Annotated in this window: 12 protein-coding genes and 1 tRNA gene; 9 read left to right on the top strand and 4 right to left on the bottom strand. The window is 58.5% G+C overall.

What is annotated here, in order from left to right; all coding sequences use genetic code 11:
• Positions 1-34 precede the first annotated feature (34 nt).
• Positions 35-1480: a pyruvate kinase gene (gene pyk / locus I6E81_RS01555; protein ID WP_197105667.1), complete on the top strand. Its 1446-nt coding sequence runs from the start codon at positions 35-37 to the stop codon at positions 1478-1480.
• A gap of 117 nt (positions 1481-1597) precedes the next feature.
• Here the strand turns inward: pyk and I6E81_RS01550 are convergent.
• A tRNA-Leu gene (locus I6E81_RS01550) sits at positions 1598-1680 on the bottom strand.
• 39 nt (positions 1681-1719) lie between these two features.
• Here I6E81_RS01550 and I6E81_RS01545 point away from each other — a divergent pair.
• On the top strand, positions 1720-2325 hold the full coding sequence (locus I6E81_RS01545; RefSeq protein WP_197105666.1) for an ANTAR domain-containing response regulator: 606 nt from the start codon (positions 1720-1722) through the stop codon (positions 2323-2325).
• Positions 2326-2412: 87 nt separating this feature from the next.
• Here I6E81_RS01545 and I6E81_RS01540 read toward each other — a convergent pair whose 3' ends face one another.
• Positions 2413-2844 (bottom strand): hotdog fold thioesterase, encoded by a 432-nt coding sequence (locus I6E81_RS01540; protein WP_307784078.1) that lies wholly within the window; start codon positions 2842-2844, stop codon positions 2413-2415.
• Positions 2845-2931: 87 nt separating this feature from the next.
• Here I6E81_RS01540 and polA point away from each other — a divergent pair, with 87 nt between their 5' ends.
• The 4 genes from polA to rpsA all read left to right on the top strand — a co-directional run bounded on the left by polA (position 2932) and on the right by rpsA (position 9369).
• The gene (polA, locus tag I6E81_RS01535; RefSeq protein ID WP_231603837.1) at positions 2932-5580 is read left to right on the top strand and encodes a DNA polymerase I; all 2649 of its coding nucleotides are present in this window, start codon (positions 2932-2934) and stop codon (positions 5578-5580) included.
• Positions 5581-5630: 50 nt separating this feature from the next.
• The gene (locus tag I6E81_RS01530) at positions 5631-5900 is read left to right on the top strand and encodes an HPr family phosphocarrier protein (protein WP_197105663.1); all 270 of its coding nucleotides are present in this window, start codon (positions 5631-5633) and stop codon (positions 5898-5900) included.
• Positions 5901-5965: 65 nt separating this feature from the next.
• Positions 5966-7678 (top strand): DUF885 domain-containing protein, encoded by a 1713-nt coding sequence (locus tag I6E81_RS01525; RefSeq protein ID WP_197105662.1) that lies wholly within the window; start codon positions 5966-5968, stop codon positions 7676-7678.
• 224 nt (positions 7679-7902) lie between these two features.
• Entirely contained in the window at positions 7903-9369 is a 1467-nt protein-coding gene (rpsA, locus tag I6E81_RS01520) for a 30S ribosomal protein S1 (protein WP_197105661.1), read from the top strand.
• Between the two features lie 141 nt (positions 9370-9510).
• Here the strand turns inward: rpsA and I6E81_RS01515 are convergent, their stop codons facing one another.
• A complete protein-coding gene (locus I6E81_RS01515) occupies positions 9511-10101 on the bottom strand; it encodes a DUF4126 domain-containing protein (RefSeq protein WP_197105660.1) in 591 nt (196 codons plus the stop codon).
• A gap of 39 nt (positions 10102-10140) precedes the next feature.
• Here I6E81_RS01515 and coaE point away from each other — a divergent pair, with 39 nt between their 5' ends.
• The gene (coaE, locus tag I6E81_RS01510; RefSeq protein WP_197105659.1) at positions 10141-10758 is read left to right on the top strand and encodes a dephospho-CoA kinase; all 618 of its coding nucleotides are present in this window, start codon (positions 10141-10143) and stop codon (positions 10756-10758) included.
• 60 nt (positions 10759-10818) lie between these two features.
• Positions 10819-12891, top strand: coding sequence for an excinuclease ABC subunit UvrB (gene uvrB / locus I6E81_RS01505; RefSeq protein ID WP_197105658.1), 2073 nt, complete (start codon positions 10819-10821; stop codon positions 12889-12891).
• Here the strand turns inward: uvrB and I6E81_RS01500 are convergent.
• On the bottom strand, positions 12845-13990 hold the full coding sequence (locus I6E81_RS01500) for a glycosyltransferase (RefSeq protein WP_197105657.1): 1146 nt from the start codon (positions 13988-13990) through the stop codon (positions 12845-12847). The genes uvrB and I6E81_RS01500 overlap by 47 nt on opposite strands.
• Before the next feature lie 80 nt (positions 13991-14070).
• On the opposite strand from I6E81_RS01500, the gene uvrA reads away from it, so the two are divergent.
• Positions 14071-16944 (top strand): excinuclease ABC subunit UvrA, encoded by a 2874-nt coding sequence (gene uvrA, locus I6E81_RS01495; RefSeq protein WP_197105656.1) that lies wholly within the window; start codon positions 14071-14073, stop codon positions 16942-16944.

Below are 16944 nucleotides of genomic sequence, written 5' to 3'. Positions count from 1 at the left end.
CACTACCACCACCACTAACCCGTCAAAGGAAGTTATGAGACGCGCAAAAATCGTCGCGACACTCGGCCCGGCTACGTCGAGCTACGAGAACATCAGAGCAATCATCGATGCAGGTGTCGATGTTGCCCGGATGAACCTCAGCCATGGAAGCTACGCCGTCCACGAAGAGGTGTACGCGAACGTTCGTCGCGCCGCTGAGGATGCCGGCAAGCCGGTAGCGGTGATGGTTGACCTCCAGGGTCCCAAGATTCGTCTCGGAAAGTTTGAGGACGGCCCCTACGACCTCGCGGTCGGCGACATCTTCAAGATCACTATCGACGACATCGTGGGTAACCGCGAGATTTGCGGCACCACGTTCAAGGGTCTTCCTCAGGACGTTGCTCCCGGTGACTTCTTGCTCATTGATGACGGCAAGGTCAAAGTTAAGGTCGTGAGCGCGACTGACACGGTTGTCACAACTGAGGTCATCGTCGCCGGTGCGGTTTCTAACAACAAGGGCATCAACCTTCCCGGAGTTGCGGTCAATGTTCCTGCTCTGTCAGAGAAGGATGAAGACGACCTGCGCTGGGGCCTCAAGCTCGGCGCAGACCTCATTGCTCTTTCTTTCGTGCGCAACGCAGAAGACATTGTTCGCGTCCACGAGATTATGGACGAAGAGGGCCGTCGGGTTCCCGTCATCGCAAAGATCGAGAAGCCTCAGGCCGTCGACCACCTCGAAGCGATCATCGATGCGTTCGACGCCATCATGGTTGCCCGTGGTGACCTGGGCGTAGAGCTTCCTCTCGAGGCTGTTCCGATTGTGCAGAAGCGCACCGTTGAACTCGCGCGTCGCATGGCGAAGCCGGTAATTGTCGCGACTCAGATGCTTGAGTCGATGATTTCCAGCCCCGTGCCGACCCGTGCTGAAACATCTGACGTCGCGAACGCAATTCTCGATGGTGCTGATGCCGTCATGCTCAGCGGTGAGACTAGCGTGGGGGAGTACCCCGTGATTACCGTTCAGACCATGGCGAAAATCGTTGAGTCCACGGAAGAGCACGGTCTCGACCGCATCGCAAAGCTGGGCACCAAGCCCAAGACTCAGAGTGGTGCGATTACTCTTGCGGCAGCCGAGGTCGCTTCATTCGTTGAGGCGAAGTTCGTCTGTGTCTTCACGGAGTCGGGAGACTCTGCGCGTCGTATGTCGCGTTTGCGCTTCCGGATCCCTATGAAGGCGTTCACTCCGAGTCCAGAAATCCAGCGTCGCATGTCGCTGATTTGGGGCATTGAGTCGTTCATCGTTGACCGCGTTACGCACACCGATGAAATGTATCGCCAGGTAGACGAACTTCTGCTTGGCCAAGAACTCGCTGAGGTTGGCGACAAGGTCGTCGTGATTTCGGGATCCCCTCCCGGAATTTCGGGTTCCACTAACGACCTGCGAGTGCACGTGATCGGCGATGCCGTGAACGCCAAGGCACCCGCGTGGGCTACGAAGTAGCGTCAGCGCACTAATAAACGCCCAGCAGCGGCGCGAACTCTCGGGTTCGTGCCGCTGCTGTCGTTAACAAGAAAAACCGGGAGCACGTGCTGCTCCCGGTTTTTCGTGTAAATGTTGTGCCGAATGTGGGACTCGAACCCACACGTCCTTTCGAACAAAGCATTTTGAGTGCTCCGCGTCTACCATTCCGCCAATTCGGCTGACTACAACGCTGAATAGAATACCGTAGGCTTGCACTTGTGACTGACCAAAACACCAATCAAACTGCTCCCCGCCGCGTTGTCGTTGCCGAAGATGAGTCGCTCATCCGCATGGACATTGTCGAAATCCTGCGGGATGCCGGCTACGAGGTTGTCGGAGAAGCGGGTGACGGCGAGACTGCTGTTGCGCTCGCTACCGAGCTTCGCCCCGACCTGGTCATCATGGATGTCAAGATGCCTCAGCTCGACGGAATCTCCGCTGCGGAGCGCCTCAGCGCCAACCACATCGCCCCTGTCGTACTGCTGACTGCCTTTAGCCAGAAAGAACTCGTAGAGCGGGCTTCTGAGGCCGGAGCGCTGGCCTACGTGGTCAAGCCCTTCACCCCGAACGATCTTCTTCCGGCAATCGAGATCGCTCTCAGCCGTTACACACAGATCCTCACCCTCGAGGCTGAAGTGAGCGACCTGGTTGAGCGTTTCGAGACCCGCAAGCTCGTCGACCGCGCTAAGGGACTGCTGAACGAGAAGATGGGGCTCAGCGAGCCTGACGCTTTCCGTTGGATTCAGAAGGCATCCATGGATCGCCGCCTGACGATGCACGATGTGTCTCAGGCCATCATCGACCAGCTCAGCGCCAAAAAGTAGCAGGCGCCCGCACCTTCTCCTCTGGGGTTCAGTTGCGGGCTCTCAACGCCGCTGAGAACTCCTAGCGGGGTTTCGACACGCCCGTCGCTACGCGGTTGGGCGATCTTTCAGGATGTTCGTAATCCGGATGGTGGAGAGCCGACGTTCTTCCTCATCGCGGATAACGATTTCATGTGTCGCTAGAGTGCGCCCGAGGGCGATCGCGGTGCAGGTAGCGGTGACGATGCCCGAGCGCACGGAGCGGCTGTGGGTCGCGTTGATTTCGATTCCCATCGCGACACGACCAGGGCCGGCGTGGATCGCCGACGAAATTGATCCGAGGGACTCGCCGAGCACGACGTGAGCGCCTCCGTGCAGGATGCCGATCACTTGAGTGTTGCCTTCAACGGGCATCGTTGCGACGGATCGCTCTGCGCCAAGTTCGAGAAACTCAATACCCATTTTTCGCGTGAGAGAGCCGCCCCCTGACTCGACAATTCGCGCAAATAGTTCGGGATCGAGGTCATCGGGGTACTTCACAGAGGGTGTCCTTCGCATTCGGCCGTTTCCGCTGTCGGCAGCCGCGGCTAGGCTGGCTCCGTGTCGGATTCCCAAAAGCCTACTCTTATGATCATTGATGGCCACTCGTTGGCCTTCCGAGCCTTTTATGCGCTCCCCGTCGACAGTTTTCAGAACCGCGAGGGGCAGCACACCAATGCCATCCACGGTTTCTTGTCGATGCTGATTTCTCTCTTGCAGAACGAGAAACCTACGCATTTGGCCGTTGCCTTCGATATTTCACGGTACTCATTCCGTACGCGGGAGTATCCCGAGTACAAGGGAACCCGTGGCGAAACGCCGGTGGAGTTCGTGGGGCAGATTCCCTTGCTCGAAGAGGCCCTCAAGGCGATGGGCATCCAAACTCTGAGCAAAGAGGACTACGAGGCTGACGACATCCTCGCCACCTTGGCGCACGAGGGCTCAGAGAACGGCTTCCGCGTTCTAGTGGTCTCCGGTGACCGCGATGCCATTCAGATGGTCAACGACAACGTCACCCTGCTGTATCCGAATGCTCGCGGTGTTTCTGAACTCAAGCGTTACGACCGTGACGCGGTTTTCGAGCGGTACGGCATCGAGCCTCACCAGTATCCGGATGTCGCAGCTCTTGTCGGGGAAACCAGCGACAACCTGATCGGCGTCGACAAGGTGGGGGAGAAGACTGCAGTCAAGTGGATCAACCTCTACGGCTCTCTCGATGAGGTGTTGGCTCACGCCGAGGAGATCAAGGGCGTTGTAGGCCAGAACCTTCGTGATCAGATTGATCGCCCCGTTCGCAACCGCAAGCTCAACCACTTGCTCACCGATGTTGAGCTTCCGGTCAATGTCGGCGATCTCGATCGCCGTGCGATCGACGAGGCTGCTGTACGTGAGGTGTTCGATCGCCTGCAGTTCAAGACGCTCTTGCAGCGCGTGATGAAGATTTCTGCGGTCGAAGGCGGCGGTGATGCGCAATCGTCGTCAGCAGCGAGCGCTCCTGACGATGCTGCAGCTATTCCTGCCGTGCGTACCATGGTTGACGAAGAGTTGGCCAAGTGGATTGCGACCAATAGCAACGGCAGTACGTCACCGCTGGGGCTCACCATCGCGAGTGTTGATGGCGTTGTCACCGGTCTTGGTCTTGCGACGGTCTCAGAGACAGCCTTTGTGCCGTGGGCGGCGGATCGCCCTGACTATGACGCGCTCACGCAGTGGCTCGCAAGTGACGCCCCCAAGTACATGCACTCCGCTAAGTCCCAGCTCAAAATTGCCGCCAACTGCGGCCTAACGATCGCGGGCGTGGCGTTCGACACAACGCTCGCGTCGTGGCTCTTGAAGCCGGGCGGCAAGCCTGAAGAGCTTGAGTCTCAGGTGTACAACTACCTCGGCGAAACCATCGAGCAGGGCGACCCCAACCAGTTGGTTCCGGAGACTGAAGAACTGAGTCCCGCCACCAAGTCGTGGTACGTCGTTCGCTTGGCTGCTTACCTTGCTGGGCGCCTCGACGAGGGCTCTCTGGCTGTGCTCACCGATATTGAGATGCCGCTCGTGCCTGTCTTTGCTCAAATGGAACGCACGGGCATTGCGGTCAACCGCCAGTTGCTTGACGACCTCAGTAGCTCCCTCAGCACGACCGCGGCCGATGTCGCCCGCAATGCGTTCGAGGTCATCGGTCGCGAGATCAATCTCGGTAGCCCCAAGCAATTGCAAGAGGTTCTCTTCACGCAGCTTGAGATGCCCAAGACTCGCGCGAACAAGACGGGCTTCTCGACGGATGCCGCGAGCTTGGCTGACCTCCAGGAACAAGCACCGCATCCGTTCCTCGACTTGCTCTTGCAGCACCGCGATGCCACCAAGCTCGTGCAGATCATCACCGGCATTGAGAAAGCTATCGATGCGTCGGGCCGGGTGCACACCACGTACGAGCAGGCCGGCTCGAGCACCGGCCGAATCGCCTCGAACGATCCAAACCTGCAGAACGTGCCAGTCAAGACGGCAACCGGGCGCCAGATTCGTGCTGCTTTCGAAGCGGGAGAGGGGTATGACACGCTTCTCACCGCTGACTATTCACAGATCGAAATGCGCATCATGGCGCACCTTTCGGGCGATGAGGGGCTCATTCAGGCTTTCAACGAGGGCGAAGATCTTCACCGCTTCGTTGGCTCTCGCATCTTCGGCGTTGAGCCGGCCGATGTCACTCCCGAAATGCGTACCAAGGTGAAGGCAATGTCCTACGGCTTGGCATACGGGCTGAGCGCGTTTGGCCTGAGCAAACAGCTTCGTATCGAGACGAGCGAAGCCAAAGCACTCATGACGGATTACTTCGCGCGGTTTGGCGCGGTGCGGGACTACCTCCGCAACGTTGTCGAGCAGGCCCGAGTTGATGGGTACACCACAACGATTTTCGGCCGCCGTCGGCCTTTCGGAGATCTCACGTCAAAGAACCGAGTGTTGCGCGATAACGCGGAACGTCAGGCACTCAATTCGCCCATCCAGGGCTCGGCAGCAGACATCCTCAAGCGGGCCATGCTTCAGATCGATGGCGATATCCGTGAGGAGGGCCTGAAGTCACGAATGTTGCTTCAGGTGCACGACGAATTGGTGTTCGAAATCGCTGGAGGTGAGCTCGAGCGAATGACTACTATTGTTCATGAGCGAATGTCAGGGGCTGCAACCCTGTCGGTTCCGCTTGATGTGCAGATCGGCACCGGTCACAACTGGGATTCGGCGGCACATTAGGCTCGCACCGTGCGGCATCCACTCTCAGAGCACCCCACAAAGGAGCAGCGGTGAGTAGCACAACGGTAGTGATTGGTTCACGGGTTGGCCTGCACGCGCGTCCCGCTTCTGTCTTCACGCATGCCGTTGCGCAGTGCGGAATCACGGTGATGCTGACGGATGCCGCGGGCTCAACGATCAACGCCGGCAGTATCCTCGGCGTGCTCGCGATGGGTATCGGCTATGGCGATGTCATCACTCTCAGCTCAGACGACGAGGCGGCGGAGTCCGTCTTGGCGTCCCTCGCCGAGCTGCTCGAACGCGAACTCGATAGGCCCTAGCGTGACCTCGGGGCGGATTGCCCGCCCCATCAATTCCCGACGATCAATCAAGGAGCCAGACAACGATGTCCGATTTGACGCCCTCTACTTCTGAAGCTGCAACCTCGGGTCGGCAGGCTACGCCGCTCGATGCGATTGCTGAGGAATGGGTCACCACTCTGGTTGAACTAGACCCGACCATCGGAACGTATATCGGTTCGCCGGGACAGCACTCGGGGTATGCCGACTATTCGCCCGAAGGGCATGCTCATGTTGTGGCGTCGACCAGGGACATTCTTGCTCGGCTCGAAGCCGCACCGGTGATGGATGACGTTGATCTCGTTACAAAGTCCGACATGGTCTCCACTCTGAAGCTCGATCTAGAGTCCGATGCCGCGCAATTGTGGAAGCGCGATCTTAATAATCTGGCGAGTCCCGCCCAAGAGATTCGTGGCGTTCTCGATCTGATGCCGACCGCATCGAGCGAAGATTGGTCCGTGATTGCGGAGCGCCTGCACAATATTCCGGAGGCGATCAATGGCTACATCGCCACTCTTCGTCACGGTATGGATGGGGCAGTGGTTCCTGCGCAGCGTCAGGTTGCCGAAGTTGTGGCGCAAGCCCGCCAGATCTCAGCCCCCGGAGGATTCTTCGAGTCGTTCATTGCGCAGGCTGAGGCTGTGGGCGGCGACAGCGCTCTCCAAGCAGCGCTGGCTGATGGCGCTGCCGTTGCGGCATCCAGTTATCAGCAACTTGAGCGTTTTTTGAGTGACGAGCTTGCTCCGCGGGCGACACCTCAGGACGCTTTTGGACGCGAGCTTTACGCGTTGCAGTCTCAACGCTTCCTCGGTGCCACGGTCGACCTCGATGAAACCTATGAGTGGGGGATTGAGGAACTGGCGCGCATGACTGCTGAGCAAAAGCAGATCGCGAACGAGATCAAGCCGGGAGCATCCATCGACGAAGCAATCGAGCTTCTTGACTCTGACCCTTCGCGAACGCTGCACGGCACCGATGCCCTGCAGAGGTGGATGCAGCAGCTCAGCGATGAAGCCATCGAAGCGTTGGCAGGCACCCACTTTGATATCGCAGAGCCCATGCGCGCGTTGGAGTGCATGATTGCGCCGACTCACGACGGAATCATCTATTACACGGGGCCGAGCGATGACTTTTCGAGGCCGGGTCGCATGTGGTGGTCTGTGCCGGAATCGGTCACTGAGTTCACCACGTGGCGCGAGGCGACAACCGTGTATCACGAGGGCGTTCCCGGGCATCACCTTCAGATTGCCCAAGCCGTCTATAACCGCGATCAGCTGAATACCTACCGTCGGCAGCTGTCGGGAACCTCTGGCCATGCCGAGGGATGGGCGCTCTATGCTGAGCGGCTGATGGCGGACCTCGGTTTCCTCGACGACCCTGCCAATCGACTCGGGATGCTCGATGGTCAGCGGATGCGTGCTGCCCGCGTCGTTCTCGACATCGGTGTCCATCTCGGCAAGCCCAAGCTCACTGGTTCGGGCGTCTGGGATTGGGATTATGCTCTCGATTTCATGACGAACAACGTCACGTTAGATCCCGCCAATGTTTGCTTCGAAGTGAACCGTTATTTCGGTTGGCCAGGACAGGCACCGTCATACAAGGTGGGGCAGCGCATCTGGGAGCAGCTGCGCGATGAGTGCAGTGCCATTGAGGGCGCTGATTTCTCACTTCGTGAGTTCCACCGTCGTGCCCTCAATGTGGGTGGCGTTGGGCTGGATACCCTTCGGGCCGCGCTTCTGGCCCCCTACACGGCACGCTGATCCTCGGCAGGATTTTCGCTCGAGAGGTCTGAGGAATCCCGCAGCACGAGATACCTCGAAACACGGCTGATAAGTGGTTGGTTTTACCGCCGTCGAAGCGCTAGGCTGGAGTGTCGCATTTGTGACTTCTTATTCGCCTGCCTGCAGCGAGCACACAGATTCATTTCGCCGTCGGCCCAATTATGCGCTTTTCGAAGCGTGACCCATACCGGAGCAACTACTACATGACAAACGCAACGACTGACAAGGCACCCAAGCAGGTCGCCATCAATGACATCGGATCTGCTGAAGATTTCCTCGCCGCAGTCGAAAAGACGCTGAAGTTCTTCAACGATGGTGACCTTATCGAAGGTACCGTCGTCAAGATCGACCGTGACGAGGTTCTCCTCGACGTCGGTTACAAGACTGAGGGTGTTATCCCCTCTCGTGAACTTTCCATCAAGCACGACGTTGACCCCACTGAGGTTGTCAACGTTGGTGACACCGTTGAGGCCCTCGTTCTTCAGAAAGAAGACAAAGAAGGCCGCCTCATCCTCTCCAAGAAGCGCGCACAGTACGAGCGTGCATGGGGCGACGTCGAGAAGATCAAGGAATCGGATGGCGTTGTCACCGGTTCGGTCATCGAGGTTGTCAAGGGTGGACTCATCGTCGACATCGGACTTCGTGGATTCCTCCCCGCATCGCTCATCGAGCTTCGCCGCGTTCGTGACCTCACGCCGTACCTCGGCCAGGAGATCGAAGCCAAGATCCTCGAGCTCGACAAGAACCGCAACAACGTTGTTCTGTCGCGCCGCGCACTCCTCGAAGAGACGCAGTCGGCTAGCCGCACTTCGTTCCTCAACAACCTCGCCAAGGGCCAGGTTCGCAAGGGTGTCGTGTCGTCGATCGTCAACTTCGGTGCGTTCGTTGACCTCGGTGGCGTAGACGGCCTCGTCCACGTTTCTGAGCTCTCGTGGAAGCACATCGAGCACGCTTCAGAAGTTGTTGAAGTTGGCCAGGAAGTTACGGTTGAGATCCTTGAGGTTGACCTCGAGCGCGAGCGCGTGTCGCTGTCGCTCAAGGCAACGCAGGAAGACCCGTGGCAGGTATTCGCCCGCACCCACGCAATCGGACAGGTTGCTCCCGGTAAGGTCACCAAGCTCGTTCCGTTCGGTGCGTTCGTTCGCGTCGCAGACGGCATCGAGGGCCTCGTGCACATCTCCGAGCTTTCGGGTAAGCACGTTGAACTCGCCGAGCAGGTTGTTTCGGTCGGCGACGAAGTATTCGTCAAGGTCATCGACATCGACCTCGAGCGTCGTCGCATCTCGCTTAGCCTCAAGCAGGCTAACGAGGGTGTTGACCCCGAGGGTACCGAGTTCGACCCGGCACTCTACGGAATGCTCACCGAGTACGACGACCAGGGCAACTACAAGTACCCCGATGGTTTCGACCCCGAGACCAACGAGTGGAAAGATGGCTTCGAGTCACAGCGCGAGAAGTGGGAGCAGGACTATGCTGCAGCCCAGGCGCGTTGGGAACAGCACAAGAAGCAGGTTGCCGCCGCAGCGATTCAGGAAGAGTCGATCAGCAGTGCACCCGCCGGAGCATCGTCGTTCTCCAACGACGACGCTGCAACGAGTGCAGGCGCGGGCACGCTCGCAGACGACGAGACTCTCGCCGCTCTGCGCGAGAAGCTCTCGAGCAACAACTAGTAGCACTTAGCTGAACAGTGTGGCCAGTCTCCTTCGGGAGGCTGGCCACACTCAGTTAACGAGCCACGGCTGTCCGCTGAATGATCGGCGGCAATCGGGCGGGGGAGTGCTCTGCTCAGCTGGCGAGCCTGAGCGGGGTGCCTAGGTTGTGCGCTTTGTGGCGCGTCGCGCTCGTCGAACTCGTGCAACCAGCCACGCCACGAGCCCGATGAGGGCAAGCGTTCCGATGACAGGAACAATGAGCGCCATCAGACTGAGCAGTACGCTACTGATGTCCTCTGCGGCGCTGACCACTGGTGCAGCCGCTCCGGCAGTAGCGGCGTTGAGCACAGGGCGTGCAGCCATTTTGGTGGCGTGCGTGCCGAACGCAAGAATGATTCCGATAACGACGGGCACCCACGCCTCTGACGTGAAAAATGATGCTGGATCGGTGACCACTGCTGTCTCAGAAGCGGCACCCGTACCGAAGGCGATACCGCCTGCTGCGGGACGCGCGATGGTCTGAATCCAATCGTTCACGGAATCCACGACGGGCACTTTGTCGGCGATTACTTCCACGACGAGCAGCACCCCGAGAACGGCGATCACCCAGGGGTTTTCGAGCCACGACCATGCGGCGGGCAGCTCTACAAAGTCAAAGACTCGGCCGGCGATGCCCAATATGAGAAGCGGAATATAGGCGTTGAGGCCAGCCGCAACGGCGAGGCCGCTGCCGGTGAGTATTTCGAACATCCGCTCTCCCTTTCAACAGGCTGAGGTTAGCATTGAGGAATGCACTTGATAGCGCTCACCGGTGGGATTGCTTCGGGAAAGTCGACTGTAGCTAAGCGGTGGGCTGAACACGGAGCTGTCGTCGTCGACGCGGATGCTCTCGCCCGCGAAGTGGTTGAGCCAAGCTCTCCGGCGCTGGCCGCGATCGTCGATCGTTTTGGTGCAGACATCCTTCACAACGATGGATCTCTCAACCGCCAGGCTCTCGGCAGCATCGTTTTTGGCGACCCGGATGCCCGTCAGGCTCTCAATAGCATCACCCATCCGGCGATCAGTCGGCTCGCCCAGCAACGTTTCGCGGCCGCCTTCGATCGCGACCCTGAGGCGCTGATTGTGTACGACATCCCCTTATTGGTGGAGTCGGGTCAACCCGTCGATAAGTTCTCGGCAGTAGTGACGGTTGAGGCTGATCCAGAAACTCGCATTCAGCGTTTGATCGAGCACCGCAACATGCCGCGCAGTGAGGCAGAGGGGCGCGTCGCGTCTCAGGCGTCGAGCGCCAATCGCAGAGCGGTGGCCGACTTCGTCGTGGATTCCGGAGCCGATTTGACGGATACAGAACGTCACGCTGACGAAGTGTGGCAGTTGCTTCGCGACCAATTAGTGAGTTCGCGCTAAGCGTTCGCTTGGCGACTCCGTTTTCGGGTCGTTGTCAGTGCCGGTGCCTACACTTGAGGTATGGAACCAACTCGCTCAGTACGTCCTTTTGAGGTAATTAGCGAGTACTCACCTTCCGGAGATCAGCCTCAGGCGATCCGCGAGCTTGCTCAGCGAATCAATGCCGGCGAAACCGATATTGTGCTGCTCGGCGCCACCGGCACGGGAAAGTCGGCAACAACCGCATGGCTTATCGAACAGGTGCAGCGACCAACGCTCATCATGTCCCACAACAAGACTCTTGCCGCTCAACTGGCCAACGAGTTCCGGGATTTGATGCCCAACAACGCGGTGGAGTATTTCGTTTCGTACTACGACTACTACCAGCCCGAGGCCTACATTCCGCAGACAGATACCTTTATCGAGAAGGACTCGTCGGTCAACGCCGAAGTCGAGCGACTGCGACATTCCACTACCAACTCTTTGCTCAGCCGCCGCGACACGGTCGTGGTCTCCACAGTGTCGAGCATTTACGGGCTTGGCGCTGCTGAGTCCTATCTTGAAGCGATGATCGCCCTGCAGGTGGGAATGCGCATCGATCGCGAAACGCTCATCCGCAAGTTTGTGGGAATGCAGTATCAGCGCAACGACTACGACTTCTCGCGGGGAAACTTCCGCGTGCGCGGCGACACCATTGAGATCATTCCAGTGTATGAAGAGCTTGCTATCCGAATCGAGATGTTCGGAGACGAAATCGAGGCGCTCTACTCCCTGCATCCGTTGACCGGCGACATCGTCAAGAAGATGGATTCGGTGTCGGTGTTCCCTGGCACCCACTATTCGGCAAGCCCCGAAACGATCAAAACCGCAATCGTGTCCATTCAGGAAGAGCTCGCCGACCGGCTTGGCGTGCTGGAGCGTCAGGGAAAGCTCCTCGAAGCTCAACGCTTGCGTATGCGCACGACCTTCGACATCGAAATGATGGAGCAGATCGGTTTCTGCAACGGCATTGAGAACTATTCTCTCCACATGGATGGGCGCCAACCCGGCGAACCACCAAGCTGTTTGCTCGACTACTTCCCGGATGATTTTCTCGTGGTGCTCGATGAGTCGCACGTCACGGTGCCTCAGATCGGCGCCATGTACGAGGGCGATGCCTCACGAAAGCGCACTCTTGTGGAACACGGGTTCCGCCTCCCGAGCGCGCTCGACAATCGCCCGTTGAAATGGGAAGAGTTTCTTGAGCGTGCCGGCCAGAAGGTCTACCTTTCTGCGACACCGGGCAAATACGAGATGGGTATCACTGACTCCGTTGTCGAGCAGGTGATCCGCCCGACAGGACTCATCGATCCGCAAATCGTCGTTAAGCCGTCGAAGGGTCAAATTGACGACCTTCTCGAACAAATCAGGCTTCGCGTCGAGAAGAACGAGCGTGTGCTCGTCACCACGCTCACAAAGAAGATGGCTGAAGAACTCACCGAATTCCTTTCGGAGAATGGTGTTCGGGTGCGCTACTTGCACTCTGACGTCGACACGCTACGCCGCGTGGAGCTACTCACCGAGCTCCGACAGGGCATCTATGACGTGCTCGTGGGCATCAACCTCCTGCGGGAAGGGCTTGACCTTCCCGAAGTGTCGCTCGTCGCGATTCTGGATGCAGACAAGGAAGGCTTCTTGCGGTCGTCCACATCACTCATTCAAACCATCGGGCGTGCCGCTCGAAACGTCTCCGGCGAGGTTCACATGTACGCCGACGTCATTACGCGATCGATGGCGTTTGCGATCGAGGAGACTGATCGTCGCCGCGAAAAGCAGGTGGCATACAACACCGAGCACGGTATTGACCCCCAGCCGCTACGCAAGAAAATTGCTGACATCACTGATGCCCTTCTCCGTGAGGGCGCTGACACCGCAGAGCTGCTCGCGACCCGCAATCGTGACGGCAAGAAACGCACTCCGACGCCCAAACTGGCGCGGGAAGGAATCGCTGCCGCCGGCGGAAATGATCTTGAAAATATCATTGGCGATCTCAACGAACAGATGCTTCAAGCGGCATCCGAGTTGAAGTTTGAGCTTGCTGCTCGATTACGAGATGAAGTTCAGGAACTCAAGAAGGAACTGCGCCAGATGGAGCAGGCTGGTCATTTAAAGTAGTAGCCAGCGTTTCGTGCATCGCAATCATGCGGCGCTCCTGAGCGAAGGAGTCGTGGGGGAGTGCGGTCGTTCGCGCCGCCCCACGTCGTTCCTCTACCGGGATATCGGCAAGAACTCTGAGCGCGTGAGCGATATGAGTAAGATCCGGAGCCACCGTGAGTCCACCGCCATCGGCGAATGCAATGTGCTCCTTGCTCGCGGTAGTGATAATCGTGGGAGTGCCCGTAGCGAGGGATTCCAGAGCTATGGCCTGAGCGCACGATCCGTTTGTTGTGACGATCGCAAGGTCTGCAGTCGCAAAGACTTCTGCTCGCTCCACCAGCGTGAGATCGTGCGCGCTCAGAAATTGAAGTGAAATCCCCACCGCACTTCGTTCGAGCCGGGCACGCAGCGGGCCATCGCCCAAGATCACCAAATGGAGGTCCTCGCCCTGAGAAGCTCGGTGTCGCACTGCGTCGATCGCGACTGAGACCGCTCCCGAGGAGGTGAGCGGCGCCGCACATACGACGACCAATTCGGCGCCGCTTGAGTCGCGGAGAGTGCTGTTGTGGCGCAGCGGAGAGAACACTTCGACGTTTACCCCTGACGGGATGCTCACAACGCGATTGTCGGGAGCGAACGCCGTTGCAGGGTCGGTCGCCGTGCGCGAGTTTTCGAGGGTCGCAGAATCGGAACCCTGCGCGCCGACTACCCCCGTGTGAATGACCTGATCGAACCCCAGTGGGGTGTGTGCCGTAGCCCACTCGGCTTCGTCATCGTCCGTGAGGAGCACGGCCGGCACACGGTTGTCGCGAGCCCACGCGCCCAGTTCGCGAGCACTGAGGCGGTCGGCGACTTCGATCTGATCGGGCACAAGTTTTTCGAGAGCACGGCGCACAGCTTTGGCGATAGGAACGAATCCGCGGGATAATGCTCGGCCACGAGCGGGGACCGTGACCACAGTGCCGTATTCGGTCCAGGTCACCGATGACTCGGCTCCGGGGATGACGATGGAAAACTCGTGCCCGGCTGCCTGATACGCCAGACCACGAGAACGCACAGCGCTTGAAGGCAATAAGGCTGGTGCCGAGTAAAAGCTCGTAACGTGCGCAATGTGCATTCACCCATTATCGCGGGGACGAGCACTCTGTGCTGGGCGAACGTCCAGACAATGTCAGTGGTTTCCGTAGAATAGGAAGAGTGACTACAGCACAGTCGATTCCTAATTCTCACCTCAGCGTCCGTGGCGCTCGGGTTCACAATCTCAAGAACGTTGACCTCGAGATTCCGCGCGACTCTCTCGTCGTCTTCACTGGTCTTTCCGGGTCAGGCAAATCGAGCCTCGCGTTCGACACTATTTTCGCAGAGGGCCAGCGACGCTACGTCGAATCGCTTTCGGCCTATGCGCGTCAATTCCTAGGCCAGGTCGATCGGCCAGACGTCGATTTCATTGAGGGACTCAGCCCGGCGGTCTCGATTGACCAGAAATCCACGAACCGGAACCCACGGTCAACCGTCGGAACGATCACAGAGATCTACGACTACATGCGACTGTTGTGGGCGCGCATCGGAGTTCCGCACTGCGCCGTGTGCGGCGAAAAGATTGAGCGCCAATCGGTGCAACAAATTGCCGACCAACTGATGAAGCTTGAGAGCGGCACACGCTATCAAATTGTCAGTCCCGTCGTTTCTCAGAAAAAGGGCGAGTTCGTTGATCTCTTCGCGGAGCTCGCCTCGAGCGGTTACTCCCGCGCCATCGTGGATGGCGATGTCATCCAGCTCAGCGAGCCTCCCAAGCTGAAGAAGCAGTACAAACACGATATTTCTGTGGTCGTTGACCGGTTGGTGGCAAGCGACGACATCCTTACGCGCCTTACCGATTCACTCGAGACCGCACTGCGACTCACCGACGGAACTGTCGCAATCAACTTTGTTGACGAGGAGGGGGATGCCGCGTGGCGTTCGTTCTCCGAGAAGCTGTCCTGCCCCAATAATCACCCCATCCAGCTCACCGAAATCGAGCCACGCACCTTCTCATTCAACGCCCCTTTCGGCGCGTGCCCGGAGTGTTCGGGGCTCGGTACCCGCATGTCGATCGACGCAGAGCTCCTCATCGCCGATGATTCAGTCAGTCTCTCTGAGGGCGCAATCTTGCCCTGGACGAACTCGGGCAAGGGTCTCTATAACTACTTCGAAAAGTTGCTCGGCGGCCTAGCCCTCGACCTTGATTTCTCGCTCGACACTCCGTGGGGCGATCTCCCCGAAGATGTTCGCGAAGCAGTATTGCGAGGCAACGATTTCAAGGTGTCCGTTAAGTGGAAAAACCGCTACGGGCGCGAGATGAAGTACTCCACGGGGTTTGAGGGAGTGATTCCCTACATCGAGCGCAAATACCTCGAGGCGGAGACAGATGTTCAGCGCCAGCGCTATGCGGCGTACCTCCGCGAGATTCCCTGCCCCGTATGTGATGGCAAGCGTTTGAAGCCAGAGGTCTTGGCCGTTACTGTCGCTGACAACAGCATTTCTGACATCTGCGAGCTCAGCCTCATCGATGCCTACGGCTTCATGAATGAACTGGTTCTCTCTGAGCGGGATGCCCACATCGCTGCTCAAGTGCTTCGCGAAATCCGATTGCGCCTAGAATTCTTGGTCGAGGTCGGCCTGAGCTATCTGAACCTCGCACGTGCGGCCGCAACATTGAGCGGTGGCGAGGCGCAACGCATTCGTCTGGCGACCCAAATTGGCTCCGGTCTCACTGGCGTGCTCTATGTGCTCGACGAGCCCAGCATCGGACTTCACCAGCGTGACAACCGACGATTGATAGAAACTCTCGTCAAGCTCAAGAACCTCGGCAACACCCTCATCGTGGTTGAGCACGATGAAGATACGATTCGCACCGCCGATTGGGTTGTCGATATTGGGCCTGGCGCCGGCGAACACGGTGGAGAAGTCGTTCACTCCGGTTCCTACGAAGAGCTACTCACCAATACACGGTCGATAACCGCTGACTACCTGTCGGGGCGTAAGGCCATCGAAACGCCGAAGAAGCGTCGCCCGATTGACAAGGCGCGCCAGATTACCGTTGAGGGAGCGAAGGCGAACAACCTCAAGAACGTCACCGTCAAATTCCCGCTTGGCACGTTCACCGCGGTCACGGGCGTCAGTGGTTCTGGAAAATCAAGCCTCGTCAACGACATCCTCTACAAGGTCCTTGCCAACGAACTCAACGGTGCGCGCCAGATTCCAGGCAAGCACACGCGAGTCACGGGCCTCGAGAACCTCGACAAGGTAGTTCATGTCGACCAGAACCCGATCGGACGCACTCCACGATCCAATCCCGCCACGTACACGGGCGTCTTCGACAAGATCCGCACGTTGTTCTCCGAGACCGCGGATGCGAAAGCTCGAGGATACTTGCCCGGTCGCTTCAGCTTTAACGTCAAGGGCGGTCGCTGCGAGAACTGTTCGGGTGACGGCACTATCAAGATCGAGATGAACTTCTTGCCCGACGTGTACGTCGCGTGTGAAGTGTGCGGGGGAGCGCGCTATAACCGCGACACCCTCGCCGTAAAGTACAAGGCCAAGAACATCGCTGAAGTGCTCGACATGCCGATCAGTGAGGCCGCGGACTTCTTCGAGGCAATCACGAGCATTCACCGTTACTTGAAGACGCTCGAAGAGGTCGGGCTTGGCTATGTGCGTCTCGGCCAGAGCGCGACAACTCTCTCGGGCGGTGAGGCACAACGAGTCAAGCTTGCTACTGAGCTCCAGCGCCGATCGATGGGGCGCAGCGTCTATGTGCTCGATGAGCCAACGACAGGTCTCCACTTCGAAGACGTGCGCAAGCTCTTGTTGGTGCTCAACGGTCTCGTTGATAAGGGAAACACTGTCATCGTGATCGAGCACAACCTTGATGTCATTAAGTCTGCTGACTGGCTCATTGATCTCGGCCCCGAAGGCGGGTCTGGCGGCGGAGAGCTGCTGTCCGTCGGAGCTCCCGAGAAGGTCGCCAAGGTCGCGGGAAGCCACACTGGCCAGTTCTTGGCTGAAGTATTGAGTGGCAATCGTGTCTAG

This window comes from Salinibacterium sp. NG22 (assembly GCF_015864925.1).
Lineage (GTDB): Bacteria > Actinomycetota > Actinomycetes > Actinomycetales > Microbacteriaceae > Rhodoglobus.
This window is presented reverse-complemented; position numbering and strand designations above follow the sequence as displayed.

What these genes read in the sequence shown, in the direction of transcription:
- coaE (WP_197105659.1), top strand. Translation starts at nt 10,141, where the DNA reads ATGCACTTGATAGCGCTCACCGGTGGGATTGCTTCGGGAAAGTCGACT.
- uvrB (WP_197105658.1), top strand. Translation starts at nt 10,819, where the DNA reads ATGGAACCAACTCGCTCAGTACGTCCTTTTGAGGTAATTAGCGAGTAC.
- rpsA (WP_197105661.1), top strand. Translation starts at nt 7,903, where the DNA reads ATGACAAACGCAACGACTGACAAGGCACCCAAGCAGGTCGCCATCAAT.
- I6E81_RS01515 (WP_197105660.1), bottom strand. Translation starts at nt 10,101, where the DNA reads ATGTTCGAAATACTCACCGGCAGCGGCCTCGCCGTTGCGGCTGGCCTC.
- I6E81_RS01500 (WP_197105657.1), bottom strand. Translation starts at nt 13,990, where the DNA reads ATGCACATTGCGCACGTTACGAGCTTTTACTCGGCACCAGCCTTATTG.
- I6E81_RS01525 (WP_197105662.1), top strand. Translation starts at nt 5,966, where the DNA reads ATGTCCGATTTGACGCCCTCTACTTCTGAAGCTGCAACCTCGGGTCGG.
- polA (WP_231603837.1), top strand. Translation starts at nt 2,932, where the DNA reads ATGATCATTGATGGCCACTCGTTGGCCTTCCGAGCCTTTTATGCGCTC.
- pyk (WP_197105667.1), top strand. Translation starts at nt 35, where the DNA reads ATGAGACGCGCAAAAATCGTCGCGACACTCGGCCCGGCTACGTCGAGC.